Consider the following 17,051-nt stretch of genomic DNA (forward strand, 5'->3'; position numbering starts at 1 on the left):
TTATTTAAGACTCAAATTCTATAGCTAACATTTATTAATTACCATATAAAACAACTACTAATTGGTTTTAGTGTCTTTTGGTTTAATCGCTTACTTACCAAGGTGTGATGGATTTTTCTTTATTCACGTAAATTACTAATTAGGGTTTTAAATTTCATTGCTGATTTCTTTGAAATTAGGTGTTGTGGGGTTAATCATTTTGTTCAGTTTTTTGACTAGCATTTTCTATTTTATTCAATAAAAACTGAGCGCCTTGGTTGGTCAAATGTCCGTAATCAGATTGGATTGGTATACCGTCATCAACAGTATGTTGACATAAAGTAGGTGAGCTACACATGGCCTTGAGTACAGATTTATATTCTCCATTTGCAGCCGTTACCTGAAAGTGAAGGCTATCGTCAACTAAACGCTGTTGTTCAAACTTAGCGTACTTCATAATGGCATTTGGTGCTGTATCGCCAAACTTAGCAAGTAATTGAGGTAATCTATGCTCATATTCAATCACTGGCCCTAGTACCACTACTTGGCTTACATATTGTTGCAAGTGAGTTATCGTTGCATTTATTTTTTTTGCATCTTCTATTCTCCATCTGCCCGCTATGTAAACTTTATCGTATTGCTGCTTTTCGATAAGCGTATTAAAAACCCATGCCATCAAATCAGTACAACGATTTTCACCTTTTAATGGTAGTAAAGGTTTGCATCCACTTGCATTTGCTTGCGATAGAGTTTCATTTACCGTTAGAGAAGAATTGATAGCGGGGTACCAATGTGCAGAGTGACTATCGCCGATTAACAAATAGTTCTTCTTATTTGGTTGAGCATCAATACAGGTGTTTTTATCATAGTATGAAAAGTTATTTTTTCTCGACGTTATAAAACAGGTTCCCATCCTTTGCAGTATATGTCCTTTAGGTTGATACGCGTCGGCTTTTAGTTGTGTAGGAGAAAACCTAAGAGATTGAAAATCAATTAGCATTATTACTACCATTGTTAAAATAACTGTAGAAATAGTCGGTAAAATAAACGCCTTAGTTGTGACAGGTGGCGTTCGCCAATTTTTAAAAGGTAGTTCGACAAATCTATAGGTTAAATAGCCAAGTAAAATAGAGATCACGAATAATGCCAATTTATCAAATCTATCTAATTCTCTAAACACATAGGCTTTATAAAAAATAATTATTGGCCAATGCCATAAATATAATGAGTATGAAATATTACCGAAAAAATGACCTAACGGGTTACTGGTGATATACCCAATCAACCCCAAATTTGGTCTGGCATATAATAATATGACGGTGGCCAGTGTAACAGGTAAAGCGTTGATGCCCGGAAAAAGCGTAGCTTCGGTAAACACCCAAATGGTATAAGCCAATATGACTAACCCTAAAATTGAACATAATAGTTTATTGGTTTTAGACTGGGCTTCAAATCCGGATATAGCTAACAATCCACCGGCGATAAATTGCCAGAAACGGGTAGGGGAGATGTAAAAACTGAGTGATGGGTCGTGGGTAAGTAACCATTCACTGACCACAAACGATACTAGAGCAATGGCTGACAAAATGAACAGCGTACGGATTCTAGTCGGCGTAAATTTGTAAATTAAAAATAACAATATAGGGAATATAAAATAAAACTGCTCTTCAACAGACAAAGACCATGTATGCAGTAGCGGCGCTGATTGCATTTCAGCATCAAAATAACCCGATTGGGAATAAAAATAAAAATTAGAAAAGTAGAATAGCGACGAAAAAACGCTATAAGCGTAATTTTTATATTCGCTGGGTAATAGTAAAAAGTAAGCCGCAACACTAGAAATACATAACACAACCAATAACGCAGGGAGTAATCGTTTAAAACGGCGATAATAAAATTCAGAAAAACTAAATTTGTTATTATTCAATGCACGCCAGAGTTGACCAATAATTAAAAAGCCAGATATAACAAAAAATATATCAACGCCTAAGTAACCACCAGTAAGGTGTTCAGGTGAAATATGAAAAATCACCACACTCAAAACTGCTAAGGCACGTAAACCCTGAATATCTAGTCTTAAGTTACTATTGCCCATATTGCAGTTCCCTGTTTTTTAATTCACTCGCTTAAAATGGCAATATTTTTTTAACCAACCTAAACCACTCTATGTTAATTGTCTTTTTGAATACCTCCAAACGTTATCTCTATAATTAATTTCCAAAAATATCCTAGTCATTCAACTAGCTTCCAAGGTAGCTTTATGTTTATATTCTTATAAATAAAAACTTTGATGGCTAACAGGGAGTAGGCTATGTTGATATTGTTTTGAAGCTACTATTGAAAGAATTACATGTTATGAGTGATTTAAATAAAGTGAATTTTGTTGGAACATACTTTAATGAATTCGGTTCTAACTAATTCAGTCGTAACCACAAGTGCTTCTTCAGTTTATCAATATTTACAGCTTTATGTAGTAACTCCGATACCACTGCCAATCCCACATACATAATAAACACAATAATTGCTCGCTTACCCCAGCCACTTTCTACAAATATTCTTGCGATAGGTTCTGCAACATCATAAAGCGGCATATGACCAATAAAGATAAAAATAGTATTGCGAGAGAAAAATCGCACGACTTTGTTGGCTGGAATACTACTGAATAATTTAACTGCTAATAGAGTATTACTTAGATAAACGAACGAAATTGCTACAGATATGAGTATGCTGCTGATTAGTGTTGAGTGGTTTACAGGAAGCCTAATAGGGAAGCTTCTCGTTATATCAAATGGATTAAGTAAGCTAGCCCAGGTAAATAAAAATAACGCCCATAACAGCATCACCAAAAGTGCTATGTTAGTATGGTGGTTGTTTTTTTGTTGGTGCATATACATTCCGAGCAAGAACACTGTTATCCAATTAGAAATAAGCATGTAGCCTGTGAACAATCGTTCAAACTCAATGAAAATACTGCGGATCGCTATTTCACAAAGTAAAACTAAGAGTATTAATGGCAGTGTTACTTTTACTTTTCGCATAACTAAGGCCCACAGCACTAAAATGTGCAGGTAGGTGCCTATATACCAAGTGGTTGGGTTAGATGGAAAAAAGTTACCTAATACATTGATACCACCAATAAACGGCAGGTAATTGGTGATAGCAGGGTGGCCTTTGGTTAGCATAAAAACAACGCTTATAAATAGCGCTATTGCTACTCCCCAAAAGTACATTGGGAACAGTCGGTTATACACCACTTGCCATTGCGGCCGAGTTTCACTGGCTAGTCCCCAGCCCATTACAAATACAAAAAATGCCACGCCGAGTTGTTTGGGGTAGATGGGTTGCGTGAATTGGTCGAAAGGTTCACCAAAGTAATGCCCAAATACAATCAGGAACATACCAACGGCTTTTAGCCAGTCAATAAAATCAACTCTGTTTTTCATTGGGTAGCTCACTTACAGTTTCTGGCAACGGGGCATCCTGAAGTTGTGTTTGTAACATCGCTGGTAAGGGTAAACTTTTTACAAAACGTGCAGGATTGCCTGCTAACATCACATAACTTTTAGTGTCGCTTGAAATCACAGTGCCTGCGGCAATTTGGCAGCCTTCGCCAATGTCGGCCATAACAATTGCCGCTTCGCCTAGCCAAACATTTTTGCCAATCTGAATTTGTTTGATGTTGTCGGTGGAAAACGCACCCCAAGTGCCGGTTTCGTCGTTATGAATATGTTGACCACTTCCACTTAACAAACTTGAACGGCTACCAATTAAACTGTTTTCACCAATATGCGCCGAGCCAATAGTGCAATAGTTACCAATGTAGACGTTATCTTCAATCACTGAATTTCGATGACTAAATAAAGAACCAAAGCCAATATGGCTGTCTAGAGAACATTGTTGTAGGGTTAGCGAATAAAAGCCACGGCGTAAAAACACGCCAGGTAAACCTGGCAGTAATGCAAAAATATTGGTCCAAAAAACAAATATGACTTCTACTTTTTTATTCACCAATGATTCTAGCCAGCAAGTAAGTACAAACGGCAGAGCTATGAGTTGTGATAGCCGATTAATGATCAGTTTTATTAGATGTCGCATGGCATATTCCTTCGCTTGAGACTACGCATTGTCTTAATTAGGCCGAGCGTTTTCGCATTCGTTTAAATCTGGCGTTGTGGGTGTATTGGTCGATTAAAGTAATTTTGCTTGGCACTTTAAAGGCTGGTATCAATTTCGCGCAATGATTACGTAGTCTAACCTTAAATTCTCGTAAAGACTCACCTGTAGTTATTTTGATCTCGGCGGCAACAGTCATGCCTGTAATGGGATGTTTTAAACTGTACACTGCGACATCTTCAACGCCGTCGAGTTGTAAAATTACGCTTTCCACTTCGGCTGGGTACACCTTTTCGCCACCTACGTTGATTATTTCGCTTTCACGGCCGAGTATTCTTATCCATTCGCCGTCTTGCTCAACTTGGTCGCCGGTATTCATATAACCGTCTTCGTCAAAAGGCGAGGGCGCATTCAGATAACCCAACATAGCCGATTTGCTTTTAATACAAAGTTTGCCGTCGACTATTTTTGTCTGGTAGTCCTCACCACCCACCTTAACCCACAGTGAATCTGAATCACGTGACTTTGAACGCAATATGCCGACTTCAGACAGGCCATAAGTTTGTAACATACGAATATGAGGGAAGTGTTTGTTCATCGCCTCGAGTGTACTGGCAGGCATCGGTTCGGTGCCGTAAGTTACTAACTTTAAGGTACTTAAGTCAGATTCATGTGCCGCACCAGATAACAATAATAGGTTGAGAAAGGTAGGAGAAGTAGGTAGAACTTCACCTTTATGTGTTTCTATTGCTTTGCAAACAGTAATGGGCCGGCGGTTTTCAGGAATAATAGCCATGCCCTGGTTGGCCAAGGTATACAACAAGGTATTGATGCCACCGATATGGTCAAACTGTAAAAACAACACTGTGCGCATGGTGTTACGTGGTACTGTGAATTTGGCTAATAACGCCTCTAAATCATGGACTATGGCTTTGCTTTTTCCTGTTGAACCGGAAGAAAAAAGCACCAATCCCGGGGTACCTCTCTGGCGAATTTGTTGGTAAATAACATGGTCAGCTTTCGTTTGAGTGGCTTTTAGTTGGTACGCATTGTCTACAGCAACAAATTCGTATTCGACTTGGCCTATTTCGCTGAATTCTTCAAACTGTGTAGCTGAATCGTTTGATAGGGGAATGATAATGGCCTTGTAGTCAGCCAAAGCCAGAAACAAGGCAATAGCATCAGCAGAATAATCGCCTTTAATAGACACCACCGCGCCTGCCGGTATTGCTGAGTTTTGTAAATAGGCTTGCCAATAATCCAATCGCTCACTCAATACCTGATAACTAATGCATTGTTCGCCAATTGCCACTGCGTCTGCCGCGCCTGCTTCGCGCATCTTGGTCTTTAGAAAATCAATGCTCATGAAATGCCCCCAAGGTAGATAACTTGACCAGTCACCATATGGCTGTTGGGGTTCAGATAAAAATCCACAAGATTGGTGACATCTTCGAGTTTAGCCATTTTTTTAATGGCTTGTTGCTGGATGAGTTTATTGATCTTTTCTTCGCCTACTCCGCTGATAAGTTGCGTGGCAATAGGCGAGGGGCCAATGGCGTTACAGGTAATGCCAAAGCTACCTAGTTCTTTCGCCATAATGCGAGTAAGCGTTTCTACTGCCGATTTTGATGCAGCATAAGCAGCTTCGCCGGCTAAATTTAAGGGTACCGCTACTGTGCTTAAGTTGATAATACGGGCGTTAGGGGATTTTCTAAGTAAGTTAATCGCTTTTTGGCAAAAGATAAAAGTGCCCATAAAGTTAGTGTTCATAATTTCTTGAACGTTATCTACAGGGGTGAGGGCAAAGGCATTCATTCTGGCGATGCCGGCATTATTGATTAACACATCCAAAGCACCTAGTTGCTTTTTGACATTGGCAAAAACACGTTTGGCGTCTGCATCAAGAGCTACATTGGCTAAGTAGTGATGGTAATTATCTGAAGTAATATCTGATTCGGAGCGGGAAACCCCAATTACCGTGTCTCCCATTGCCAGGAAATGCTCAACTAGCGCTTTACCTATGCCTCGGCTTGCGCCTGTAATCATGATATTGCGAGCTTGCATTAGACTTGAGCTGCAATAACGTCATGAATATATTGGGTCATGCTGGGAATGTCTTTAAAGGGGGAGCGCGACATTGACATGGCTTTTTCGTCGCTTAATGACACTTCGATGGATTGCTCTTGCAGCGCATCTTCGATATCCATTAACAAGGCTACCAAGGCCATTGAGTCTAAATTCCCATTTTGACCAAATAAAACTGTTGAATCTGTCAAAGGGATTTGCGTGTCATCGCTTCTGCTTTGATTGGTAAGCTTAAGCGCTTCGATTACGGTGCGTTTAACTGTTGGTAAGTCCATCTGTTGCATCCTTTGCAATATTCAAGTGAAATTTTATGCATATCAGAACTTCATCATAAGTTCATTTTTATAACAGGTCTACCCAGTTTTTGTATGAAAAGTAAACTTTCTTTATATGAGCTATTGGTACAAGGCATTTATCTTATGTTTGGTTAAATACTTGGGACCGGAAGTGCTATTTAGCTTCGCTTAGTTCAATCACTTTTTCATGCCATTGTTGATTGACTATTGATTGCGAAAAATGCTGGTTAAAAAACGTTTGAATTTGAGGTCTTAAATTTTCTTTTTCTAGCATTAATTGATTGATAAGTGAGTGTGCATTTGCTTGTTCTGATTCTTCAATTAATACTACCCCAGGACAAGGTTGGAAGGGAATAAATGCATCTATATTTGATAGCACACAAGGTATCCCCGCACTCAGTGCCTCAGCAATAACCAAACCGAAGGTTTCTTGTTGACTTAAAAATACCAATACATCAAAGCTATCAAAAATTTTCTCTTTATCATTTTCCCAACTGTGGTGAATGACTCTAGGGTCACCTGAGAATTGTTTTGAGGTAGACCACAAATGGATTTTTTCGCAATCGGAACGCAGCCCTATTTCTACAGACGTTGCTGCATTTTTACGTGGTTCGTCTAAATTTCCAACTACGCCTATATTGCTGGTTGTCTTACTCTTATTCACAGCTTGAGCAGAATTAGGAATGATAAAAAAAGAATCCGCAGTTAATTGATAAGAATCTTGCTGTACCTGACCAACAAAGTGTACTTTGTCGGCTAGGCTCAGCATGTTATCAATATGCTCATTGTTGAGTTTATGCAGGGCATTACGTAATCCATGGATGGTTAAAATGATGAGTTTGTTGTGCGCTTTTATCTGACGGACTACATTTTCATCTGCACTTAAATCAACTATATATACGTCTTTTGAAAAATCTATATTTCGCGTAAACTTTATCTCAGAAGATAATAAGCGCGCATAAAAGCTTGTTGCAGTTAATACAAAATTCACATTAAATACCTTGGCTAGACCATTGGCAATGGAAGCTATGGCAATAGGGCCGCCTGATTTTCCATGAAAACCACAAACAAACTCAATACTTAAAGGTTGTGTGTTTGAACTGTGTCTTATTCGTTTAGTAAGATAAGACAAGGCGTTGAGTGAATTTTCTTTTAACTCATAAAGCATCTTTGGGTTTCTCGAACTTCAGCAACAAAAATGTGACGATAGCGTATAGGTGCTTGTCACTACAAGAAATTACCAATAATTTACGAGGTAAACCGACTTAATGCATCTTTAGTCAGGCTGTTACCGTATAAATGGATACAAAAGGGTTTTATTAATGACAATGGAAATGCATAAAATAAAAATCAGTCACTCTCCTCTTTTAGCGACTTTTATTGTTTCGTTATCTGCCTCTTTGTTAATAGTATTTTTAGCAACTAATGGGTCGTTTGATTTGTTTCAACCCAGTTTTTTGTGGAAAGCTTATAACCATTATTTCTTGAGTTTAATTGATGGGCGTTTAGATGTGCCTGCATACGCTATCGGAAAAGAGGGTAACTTCATAGATGGTAAAGCCTATATGTATTACGGTCTTCTACCTACCGTTACTCGGCTTTTCATTTTTCCATTTGCAGATCTTACTCAAGTGCCCGTGGCTTATTTTTCTGTTTTATTTTTCACCATTATTGGCAATTCTGTTTTGCAATATAGTTTGATTTCTAAGCATGTGGCAATGCAATTGGCACCAACTGCAGGTGCGCAACAAACACCAAGTTTGTCATTATTGATCTTAATTAGCTCTGTTATTTGGATTGGATCGGGCAGCTTTATTATTTCCCAAAATGCAACCATTTATCATGAACCGTATGCCGCCAGCCTTTGTATGGTTAATTTGTTTTTGGCACTTTTGGTTAAACATGACTTTTTCATTGGGGCATATCGGAAAGTTAATCTGGTACCTTTTGCCATTTTAGCTGGCCTATGTATTCATGCCAGAATGCCCAGTGCTTTAGCACTTTATTTGGTTACAGGCTTACTTATTTTAGTGCAGACTTATCGTTCACAGGTTTGTCTTTCAAAGATAATCAAAATACATAAGCTACTTGGTTTAGCCTTAGTTCAATATTGGAAAGCTATTCTGATACTTGGTTTGTTTGGCTTAAGTATTTTGTGGCTGAATTATGCTAAATATGGTGACGCTCTAAGTTTTATGGGCCGTAATTATGGATTTATGTTTTTTGAAGGTTTCTCGGAGCGCATGTGCAACGTGCTGCCCCAAGCAGAGTTTTATAAGTTTTATCGAATACTGGTAAATACTTACGTGTATCTTAGCGGCGATTGGCAAAACCATTGGAGTTTGATTCGGTTATTTTCTACGGGATATGGGAGAGTCGAATTACCAGCTGCGTCCTTAGCTCTACTTTGGGCATTACCGCTGATCACATTTATTTTTCTATTTTTCGTTTTTATTAAAGGTTTTATACAAGTAGAAAATCGTATTTTATTACTAGCGTTACTTGGTTTTAGTGCTGGCGCAACTTTTCAATTGATGTATCCAACCATTACACATCGCTATGTTGTGACGTTTTGGCCTCCCTTGTTGGCTAGTATTTTATTTTGTTGGTTCAAATATGGTAGTTCAATTAGTCTAAAGACTAAATATATTGTAATAACTTTAGGCTTTGTGGGAATGACTTATCAGTTGTATTTGGCGGTATTTGATGATTATTATGTAAACGATGGGCCAGTTACTGCACTTGAGTTACCAACTTTACATTATTCTGATGAAGACAGTGCTTATTTGGGGGCACTAACAAAAGACAAAATCAAAACGTTTAAAATTGAACGAAGTCGCATCAAGCGGTCTGAGTGCGAGAAGTGGCTTAACTAGTCTGATTCAACTCTGCTGATTATTGTAGTAAGTAGCTAACTATTATCCACAAATAGATTGTTGGTATCTTACGTTAAAAATTAAAAACAATAACTATATATTTTAACAAGCCCTAGTTTTGAAAAACTTCTGTTGGTGGCGTTGGGTATCAATTCTCAGTCTTATTCATAAATGCAAGTATCCACTAGACTTGAGAAAAATACTCGAGGGTGATGATGTTCAGCAATGTTACTTGCTGCTATTTGTGCGCTTCGTTGGTAGTGAGATTTAAAATAAATAAGTTCTTCTAACATAAGAGTGAGGTCCTCTTTATCATTCAAAACTAGCCCTGAAGAACCAATCGGTATGCGGTCTTTGGATTGTACCCAGTCAAATTTCAACATTCCTGTTAAAGGAAGCGATTCGTTAGTGCCGTTGGACAAAGTTATTAAAACTTTAGATTCAACACATAAAGGTTTTGTAATACAAATTAATTGCTTCTCGGAAATCCGCCGTAAAGAATAATGAGATTCTGTCGAGGATTCTTGAGGCCTTATGCTTAAGTTCGGCGTTTCATTTTTAAATTCAACGTCATGCTCGAATATGAAGATTAATTGCCCTGTAATTGGTATATCAAACTCCAATTTCCATTCAGAAATTGCTTCTTTTGCATTTTTTTTCAAAGGTAAAAGTTTAGCCTGTTCAATTATATCCACGAAATACTTTTTAGATAGCAAGTCAAGATACGCCCCCATCCAACTTGAGGAAGGCACAATCACAGGCTTGCCCAACGCCATTGATTCCAAAAATACACCACTAACACGATTTGCGTAATCCTGCGCTTGATAGAGAAATAGACATGCATCAGCATCGTGCAACCAAGAAAAATATTCATCTCGTGAGAGCGGAAAGTGTTTCAAAGTCAAAGCATCAACATCCGTTGCTGGAAAAATACCAGCGGACGTCACAATCTTTTTCTTTGCGAAGTTATCATCAACCATCATTGATATGTTAATTATCTCATTTAATGATGGTTTAGAAAAAACTGAGGACAGAGTATCTGCCGCGGAGCCACTTCCCTGTTCATCTCTAAATCCTCCAGCTAACGCTATGTGAAATTTATCTATATTTTTATTAGGTTTTTTCAAGACTTCTGCATTATTGGTTTCAAAAAAACTCTGATTAACTGGATATTGCAGATGTTCGCAGCTATACCCCGATAGTATTGTCAACTGTTCTGCAAGTTGAGGTGTAGTGGTCAGTAATTTTACTCTTGATGAGTCAATGCTTTTAAAGGAACGTTTAAGCATACTTGAAATTACATCTTGCCTTATTGACGGAGGAACGAGTTTAGAGCTTTTGAAAGAGGGGAATACACCAAAATGAAAATAGAGTGCTGTATTCCATCGAACTGCGCCGCTATACTCTTTTAAGGCTTCGGTATAACAAAGTAAATCGAGTTCACACGCAGTGCCAAAAAATAGAATATCACCCTCTTCAAGACGCTGTACTTCTAAAAAATCAAGAAAAGTTTGTTTCGTTGATTTAACTGCATTCCTAGTTGTCATTATCTTAGGCTCTTTTATGAAACCAGACAGAATGCCAATAAATTTAGACGGATTTAGGGTAAATGAAGGGTATCCACTTGGCGTAACTTCCCAGCGAATTCCTCCCATATCGTTATTTGAGAATCTCCAGCTCTCTGGGCAATGAAGAGTTGGTAGAACCGTTATTTCTGGAAAATTAGCCATGTTTTTTAAGGAGCTACTAAACTCGCTATTGGTGACTACTGTCGTATCCCATCCTTGATCGGCCGCTGCTTTAGCTATATTAAACGCAAGATCCCATCTGTGCCCACCGAGCGATTTTATTGAAGCGTCAATATGTATAAATCTAGGCATTAGCGCCCTTATGTCCAATTTCTATTGGACATAGAATAAACATCTTTCCACAAAATAACTATATGAACTTTACAATATGTCTGTCAAACGTCTAAGCGACTAATAATAGGCTTTGTTCTTATTCTGACAGACATTCTGTTGCATAATCTCTATATTCCATAGGTCTAAGAAAAACCAAATGTCATCAACCCAAATTCTAAAGCAAGACCCGCTGCTGTGGCGTAACCCGACCTATCAATTGTCGGACTACTGCTGTTAGCTCAATAGCACTTACTGTGAACTGATAGATCATGACAAGTATAATTATACTTGTAGAATACGTAGGTTTATTAAGTGCTTGTTTTTTACTGATGCTGTTCTGAACAATTAGCTGTATTCTACATCGCATTCGAGGTCTCAAAAAAATTCGACTGTCAAAGTGCTATATTTGATTTTGTATTAATTGTCTTCATTCAAGTGATTAAAAGACCTCAGGTTTATGTCTTTAATGAAGCCAGTTATCAAGCGTTATATTGGTCTTAGCTGGTAATTAAGTCATCGCAAATTAATCGATCGCACTAATTTTGTAACCTGTAATGATCGGCGCAGCGACATAAGGGTCTTTTTTATCAACGTCTTTATATACAACATACAAAATTGACTTTTTGGCGTCGTAATCTGCTCCTAGTATCTCTCTTTTGGGATAGTTTTTATCAAAAACTCCAACTCTTATTGGTCTAGGAGCATGTTTTGGTATTTTTCCATTGTAAACATCATATAGGTCATTCATATCCCAGAGCCAAAAATAGTTTGAGTGATCACTTGGATTAATAGCACAAGAACCAGGGCAAACTTTCCCGTTCGGGTATTTATGTTTATATCCTACGCCATGTTCATGACCACCAGAAAATCCTATAGTTAAGTAAAGGTTAGTGTCAGGAATAATAAAACCAAAAACTGCTCCAGATATTTCTGTCCACAGCTTATTTTGCCTAGATTTATTATTAAGGTCCTTATGCAAAGGATTACTAATACTAAAGTCTAACAATGCCTCTGTAATTATTAGTCCTCCCTTTATTTCAGGTTCTAACACACCAAATGGATAAAAAGTGAATGCCGATGGCCCCATGCTCAATCGACTGTTAATTGGAACTGAACTCGACGAACCTACTAAATAACTTGAATTTAGTTTCTCTCGCCAATTTTGAGGGATTTTGCTTATCCAGCCCGCTGCATGTGCTCTACCTTTTAACTGAAAAAAACCAGCTATTGGGGAATTTTTTAAGTCATTCGCATCTCTCACTATAAAGGTAGTATCGCGATTTTTAGCATCTGCATCATAGTACTCAACAGCATTGACAAATAACTGACCATCGATAACTCTCATTCCTAAGATTCGGTTCAATTTATCTTTATTTCCTGAAGGGACTCGCGATAAAAACTCTCTAAATGGTTGAATATATGTGGCGAAATTTAAATCATCCATCTGATTACTTTTTACAAGATCTGGAATGCTGATTTCTGTTATAGCTTGTTTATTGACTTGGCCGACCAAAAACAGTGATGTTGCATCTGAGTTTAGAGCAATTGTTCCTTGCGCATATGCAATGTTTGAATCACCAATATTTTGTCCCTTTAATCTAAATGAGCCTAGTTCTGAAATAGTATAATTGTTGTTTGGTTCTTGCGCAAAAACTAGTCTAACCATGACCAGAGTCAATAACATTGTTGCTCCTATTGGTAGATATCTACGAATTGTTAATTTCATTAATTTTCACCTAACCTTGAGAGTTTTCGTTTCGTCTTGTTTAGTTTTGTTCACTACGTAAACATTATACGCGACGCATATGAATATTATGCACCAGTACAATACTTCAGCTCTCATTCTATTAATAAATGTCATAGTTACAATGAAAGCTATTAGTGCACCTTCCAACGCTACCATTTTAAAATATTCATCAACCATATTTTGTTCCTTCAAATATATTTTCGTTAGCTTTGTAGTTTTGAAACAGCTATACAGCAATAAAATAAATAAAATTAGTCCAAGGTACCCAACCTCAGATAATGTTTCAAACCAAGTGGAATGAACGGCTCTATTACGACTTCTTCCAGTGTTTACATTAGACGGGATATAAATATTTGAGTAAAAGCTAAAACCTTCATAACCCGTTCCGAGCGGGTAGTCTTTTGCCATGTCCCAGGCAGCTTTCCAAAATACCGTTCTGGTGGCAGCCGTTTCTTTGTTAGTTTCTACTTGGGTGCTTTCGTTGATAGAAAGGATTCGTTCGATACTTGAACGATCCATTACCACTGTAAGAGAAAGTAATCCCGCTATTAGCAAAAATATCGTTGTTGCTTTCTGATATTTGCGCTGAAATGATGAAAAAAACATGTGGTACATAAAATAAGCGATAGAAATCGCTACTCCAAGGTAAGCACCACGTGAATTAATCAAAACCATTGCATTAGCGATAAACGCACCTGCAATAACAAAGACAAATCGCTGAATATAACTATTTTTAATCCAAAAGTAGTATAGGCATAATACTAAACTAGGAACCAACGCAGCACCGACAAAATTAACATCAGGAGCATCGACTGTATATACTCCTTGCAGTCTATCGCCGAATTGCCTACCAACTTGAAAAGCTATAAAACTCAAATACCATGCGCCAAATATATAACCATACAAAATAATATCTAGACTTTTTTGGGAACTACACAACTTGTAAGCCAAAGTCATTATAACAGCCAGTTTTATATAATTTGTAGCAAACATCATATGTAGTTCGGGTCTAACAGAATAGAAATAGGTAATGGCATAAAGCGCTACAAGTAAGTAAAAGTATTTAAATGGCGGAGCGCTAAATATTTTTTGCTGATTTAGCTTTTTCATATTTAACAAGAAGACAGCGGCCATTATCACAACGCTAATGAAAGAATACCCAATGTTCGGGACCATATATCCCCACCAGCGTTGTTGGGGATAGTAAAAATATATGGCTTGATATAAGACAAAAGCAAAGACAGGCAACCTAAAAAAGCTTATCCAAGTAAAACTAACAAGTGTCCCGCAAAAAAGTAGTAAATTAAGCATTGATTTCTATTTCTAGTCTGTTATTCATTGGCAAGGCCAACTATTTTTTTAATTTCATTTAGTAATAAATGTTTAGTGAAATAAAGTGTGAGTAACCAAGTTAAACTAACAAATGGAATCAGAATTGCGAGCGAAATGAATATTGAAACCTCTTCAAAGTTTATTAAAAGAGATGTTAAATACGAGGCTCCAAAACAGGTGGTACAAAGTAAAACGTTTGTTAATTGCGATTTTGAAAAATTTAGTAATGAAAAATTTAGAACGAATTTTAGCAATAAGGTAGTGTAGATAAAGTTCACAAATGCTACGCCAGTGACCGCCATGGCTATTGTTAATAATCCATATTGAAACGCAAAATAAACACTAAATGCTGTTAATGAAAACATTATCATATTCCTAATGAAAAGGTGCCTTTCGTGGCCAGTTATTACAAGTAAACTTGGGCTTAGCGCATGAATGTTTTTAAAAACACCCCACAAACACAAAATACTTACTAATTCAGCGCTTTGTACCCACTGATCACCGAAAAACAACATTATAACTGGGTAGCTAGCAACTCCAGCAACGAGTAAAACGGGCAATAATACTGCGCCAAGAAGATTGGTAGCTTGATAATAAGCTGGTTCTAAATCATGGCCAAGTCTCTTTTGTTCAGCTAAGTAAGGCAAGGTTACTGGACTGATTCCTTCCGAAACTGTTGCTGTTAAAAAGTCTATAAATCCTAATCCTCTCGAAAAATACGCCACCATACCCGGAGTACCAAATTTTCCAATGATTAAATCATTACTAACAATACTTAAGCGTTCAAATAGATTCGCTAGTGTTATAAAAAAGCCGAATTTGGCAATATGTTTCATTCCTATGAATCGCGGGTACCATTGCATGTCAGTCGGTTGATATATTTTAACTAGTAATACTTGAAGAAGTGATTTTAAGGCAACTGCTATTGCCATTGAAAAGTAACTAAAATCCAACATTATAAAAAGAACTGTGATAGAAAATTCAAAAATTTGAGCTGTAATTCCAATTTGTAGCCTTTCCTTGAATTTAAATTGCCTCGCTAATAATGCCATTCCATTGCTAAAAAAAGGCGATACAAAAAATGAAACTGATAATAACAAAAGTAAAATAGCGATATCGTTATAGCCATAGTAGGTTTCTAATGGTTGTGCTACTGCTATTATTCCGATACCAAGCACACTTGTAATTACTATATTTAAACCGAGAGCAGAGCGAATTTCATCACTTGCTAATACTTTTTGCCTTATTAAATAGCTACTTACGCCAAATGATTTAAGCACATCAACAATCATCACTAGAGCAGCAGCTATAGCATAAAGCCCTAGTTCATCAGGTGTCATTATTCGAGCAATAACGATAACGGATAAGAGGTTAATTATTTTACCTAAATAGGTTCCCACCATAGAAAATTTAAGTGCATTGCGAACTTTAGACATATAGTTTTCTTGTAATAAATTTTTGAAAATATTGGTTTTCAAAATAGTGATTAATTCTATTCAGCTTTATGTCTAAACGTATGCTTTTAACGTAAGTTAAAATTATTTGAGCTGATAACATTTATAAAAACACCAATTCCTTTTTTATAGATCCAAATGAAGTTTAATTCGATAGTTTAAGTGTTTAGACTCTGTGCTTGAGCACTAAAAATATTTTCTGTTGTGAAAAGAAAACTCAATCTTTTAGTTTTATGTTTTTGCTAACATTAAATTTAGATTTTTCTCACAGAGGTCTTCATGTTCCTTAAACCATTGTTCATCTGCATATCCTTTCCAGCGCTCTGGATCTGGTGCAGAGATAACTGAACATAGTTCGTTGATAGGAACATTTTCAAGTTTGATTAACTTCATCATTTTAGTAACTGAACTAGAGGTATCTGTTGTTAACTCTTCAAAACTCATACTCATATCAGAATAATGTTGACCATATAAATACGACAGTTTCCAAATGTAGTAAAAGCGTTGGTAGGGGTGTGTAGTAATGTCCCTATCTAATATAGCGAAATGTTTGTATAGGTCATCACACCACAAATCCAAGTAAAACGCATCCTTGTAAGTTGTCTCTACGTTCTCTTTAGACATACGTTTTTGATCAGTTAAAAATGAAAGCCATTGATTACGAGGGTTTCGGTACAAATGTAGGATTTTAGCCTTTGGAAAGTTATGTTTTAGCCAAGGAAGACGAAAATCTACTCGATTGAATTGTAATACAGGACGCTTAGGCGCCCTTTTAATTAGTTGTTCAATATATTCTTTCATATTTGAGTTAACTGAAGACTCATCCATTAACAAGTTCTCTCGGATCCAATCTTCATTGTATAAACTTTCTAAATCTTCCATACCGTTAAACTCAGTCCAATAGTCGTCTACCCCCCTATGAGTTGAATCAACATTGTCGCCACGAGTTTTTGGAGCAAACCACTTGCGCTCATTAAATGGTTCATAGAAAGTAGTACATTGCTGCGTTTGTCGAAATAAATTCCACAATAAGGTTGAGCCGCTTCGAAATCGACTAGTAATAAATATGATGTCGTCTCTGTCGCTAATGCTAGGTTGTAAGTCAGAGGTAAAATAGGGATTAGACTTATTTGTAATTGATTTTTCAACATTATTTACGTTTTTAGCCAATGCTACAATTTGCTTTTCAATGCTGAGCTGTTTTAAAAAACGGCTGAAAATATTGATAACACTATGTTTTAATCTAGATTTCACTTAATTAATGCCTC

The 17,051-nt window shown here is 37.0% G+C and carries 13 protein-coding genes; 1 reads left to right on the top strand and 12 read right to left on the bottom strand.

The genetic code is table 11. The annotated features are described in order from the left end of the window. Window positions 1–190: 190 nt before the first annotated feature. The 7 genes from AAC000_RS09395 to AAC000_RS09425 all read right to left on the bottom strand — a co-directional run bounded on the left by AAC000_RS09395 (window position 191) and on the right by AAC000_RS09425 (window position 7,641). The gene (locus tag AAC000_RS09395) at window positions 191–2,074 is read right to left on the bottom strand and encodes an acyltransferase family protein (protein WP_339722101.1); all 1,884 of its coding nucleotides are present in this window, start codon (window positions 2,072–2,074) and stop codon (window positions 191–193) included. A 319-nt stretch (window positions 2,075–2,393) separates the two neighbouring features. Beyond that, the gene (locus AAC000_RS09400; RefSeq protein WP_339722103.1) at window positions 2,394–3,422 is read right to left on the bottom strand and encodes an acyltransferase family protein; all 1,029 of its coding nucleotides are present in this window, start codon (window positions 3,420–3,422) and stop codon (window positions 2,394–2,396) included. Next, window positions 3,406–4,074, bottom strand: coding sequence for a DapH/DapD/GlmU-related protein (locus AAC000_RS09405; protein ID WP_339722105.1), 669 nt, complete (start codon window positions 4,072–4,074; stop codon window positions 3,406–3,408). The genes AAC000_RS09400 and AAC000_RS09405 overlap by 17 nt, the downstream gene beginning before the upstream one ends. Window positions 4,075–4,111: 37 nt before the next feature. Beyond that, the gene (locus tag AAC000_RS09410) at window positions 4,112–5,458 is read right to left on the bottom strand and encodes a long-chain fatty acid--CoA ligase (RefSeq protein ID WP_339722107.1); all 1,347 of its coding nucleotides are present in this window, start codon (window positions 5,456–5,458) and stop codon (window positions 4,112–4,114) included. After that, complete coding sequence (locus AAC000_RS09415; protein WP_339722109.1) at window positions 5,455–6,156, bottom strand: SDR family oxidoreductase; 702 nt, start codon at window positions 6,154–6,156, stop codon at window positions 5,455–5,457. Before AAC000_RS09415 ends, AAC000_RS09410 begins: the two co-directional genes overlap by 4 nt. Then, entirely contained in the window at window positions 6,156–6,452 is a 297-nt protein-coding gene (locus AAC000_RS09420; RefSeq protein WP_339722110.1) for a hypothetical protein, read from the bottom strand. The genes AAC000_RS09415 and AAC000_RS09420 overlap by 1 nt, the downstream gene beginning before the upstream one ends. Before the next feature lie 175 nt (window positions 6,453–6,627). Next, entirely contained in the window at window positions 6,628–7,641 is a 1,014-nt protein-coding gene (locus AAC000_RS09425) for a glycosyltransferase (protein ID WP_339722112.1), read from the bottom strand. A 154-nt stretch (window positions 7,642–7,795) separates the two neighbouring features. Here AAC000_RS09425 and AAC000_RS09430 point away from each other — a divergent pair, with 154 nt between their 5' ends. After that, window positions 7,796–9,349 (top strand): hypothetical protein, encoded by a 1,554-nt coding sequence (locus tag AAC000_RS09430; protein WP_339722114.1) that lies wholly within the window; start codon window positions 7,796–7,798, stop codon window positions 9,347–9,349. 161 nt (window positions 9,350–9,510) lie between these two features. Here AAC000_RS09430 and AAC000_RS09435 read toward each other — a convergent pair whose 3' ends face one another. The 5 genes from AAC000_RS09435 to AAC000_RS09455 form a co-directional block, all read right to left on the bottom strand. After that, the gene (locus tag AAC000_RS09435) at window positions 9,511–11,229 is read right to left on the bottom strand and encodes a hypothetical protein (RefSeq protein ID WP_339722116.1); all 1,719 of its coding nucleotides are present in this window, start codon (window positions 11,227–11,229) and stop codon (window positions 9,511–9,513) included. Between the two features lie 544 nt (window positions 11,230–11,773). Beyond that, the gene (locus AAC000_RS09440; RefSeq protein WP_339722117.1) at window positions 11,774–12,976 is read right to left on the bottom strand and encodes a hypothetical protein; all 1,203 of its coding nucleotides are present in this window, start codon (window positions 12,974–12,976) and stop codon (window positions 11,774–11,776) included. Between the two features lie 6 nt (window positions 12,977–12,982). After that, window positions 12,983–14,308, bottom strand: coding sequence for an O-antigen ligase family protein (locus AAC000_RS09445; protein WP_339722118.1), 1,326 nt, complete (start codon window positions 14,306–14,308; stop codon window positions 12,983–12,985). A gap of 20 nt (window positions 14,309–14,328) precedes the next feature. Further along, window positions 14,329–15,807: an oligosaccharide flippase family protein gene (locus AAC000_RS09450; RefSeq protein ID WP_339722120.1), complete on the bottom strand. Its 1,479-nt coding sequence runs from the start codon at window positions 15,805–15,807 to the stop codon at window positions 14,329–14,331. A 207-nt stretch (window positions 15,808–16,014) separates the two neighbouring features. Beyond that, window positions 16,015–17,037: a sulfotransferase gene (locus AAC000_RS09455; RefSeq protein WP_339722122.1), complete on the bottom strand. Its 1,023-nt coding sequence runs from the start codon at window positions 17,035–17,037 to the stop codon at window positions 16,015–16,017. Window positions 17,038–17,051: the final 14 nt, after the last annotated feature.

It is taken from the genome of uncultured Paraglaciecola sp. (genome assembly GCF_963977085.1).
Lineage (GTDB): Bacteria > Pseudomonadota > Gammaproteobacteria > Enterobacterales > Alteromonadaceae > Paraglaciecola.

Bases quoted from the DNA above. Each gene is read 5' to 3' on its own strand.
- AAC000_RS09395 (WP_339722101.1), bottom strand. From the start codon at position 2,074: ATGGGCAATAGTAACTTAAGACTAGATATTCAGGGTTTACGTGCCTTA.
- AAC000_RS09400 (WP_339722103.1), bottom strand. From the start codon at position 3,422: ATGAAAAACAGAGTTGATTTTATTGACTGGCTAAAAGCCGTTGGTATG.
- AAC000_RS09405 (WP_339722105.1), bottom strand. From the start codon at position 4,074: ATGCGACATCTAATAAAACTGATCATTAATCGGCTATCACAACTCATA.
- AAC000_RS09410 (WP_339722107.1), bottom strand. From the start codon at position 5,458: ATGAGCATTGATTTTCTAAAGACCAAGATGCGCGAAGCAGGCGCGGCA.
- AAC000_RS09415 (WP_339722109.1), bottom strand. From the start codon at position 6,156: ATGCAAGCTCGCAATATCATGATTACAGGCGCAAGCCGAGGCATAGGT.
- AAC000_RS09420 (WP_339722110.1), bottom strand. From the start codon at position 6,452: ATGGACTTACCAACAGTTAAACGCACCGTAATCGAAGCGCTTAAGCTT.
- AAC000_RS09425 (WP_339722112.1), bottom strand. From the start codon at position 7,641: ATGCTTTATGAGTTAAAAGAAAATTCACTCAACGCCTTGTCTTATCTT.
- AAC000_RS09430 (WP_339722114.1), top strand. From the start codon at position 7,796: ATGACAATGGAAATGCATAAAATAAAAATCAGTCACTCTCCTCTTTTA.
- AAC000_RS09435 (WP_339722116.1), bottom strand. From the start codon at position 11,229: ATGCCTAGATTTATACATATTGACGCTTCAATAAAATCGCTCGGTGGG.
- AAC000_RS09440 (WP_339722117.1), bottom strand. From the start codon at position 12,976: ATGAAATTAACAATTCGTAGATATCTACCAATAGGAGCAACAATGTTA.
- AAC000_RS09445 (WP_339722118.1), bottom strand. From the start codon at position 14,308: ATGCTTAATTTACTACTTTTTTGCGGGACACTTGTTAGTTTTACTTGG.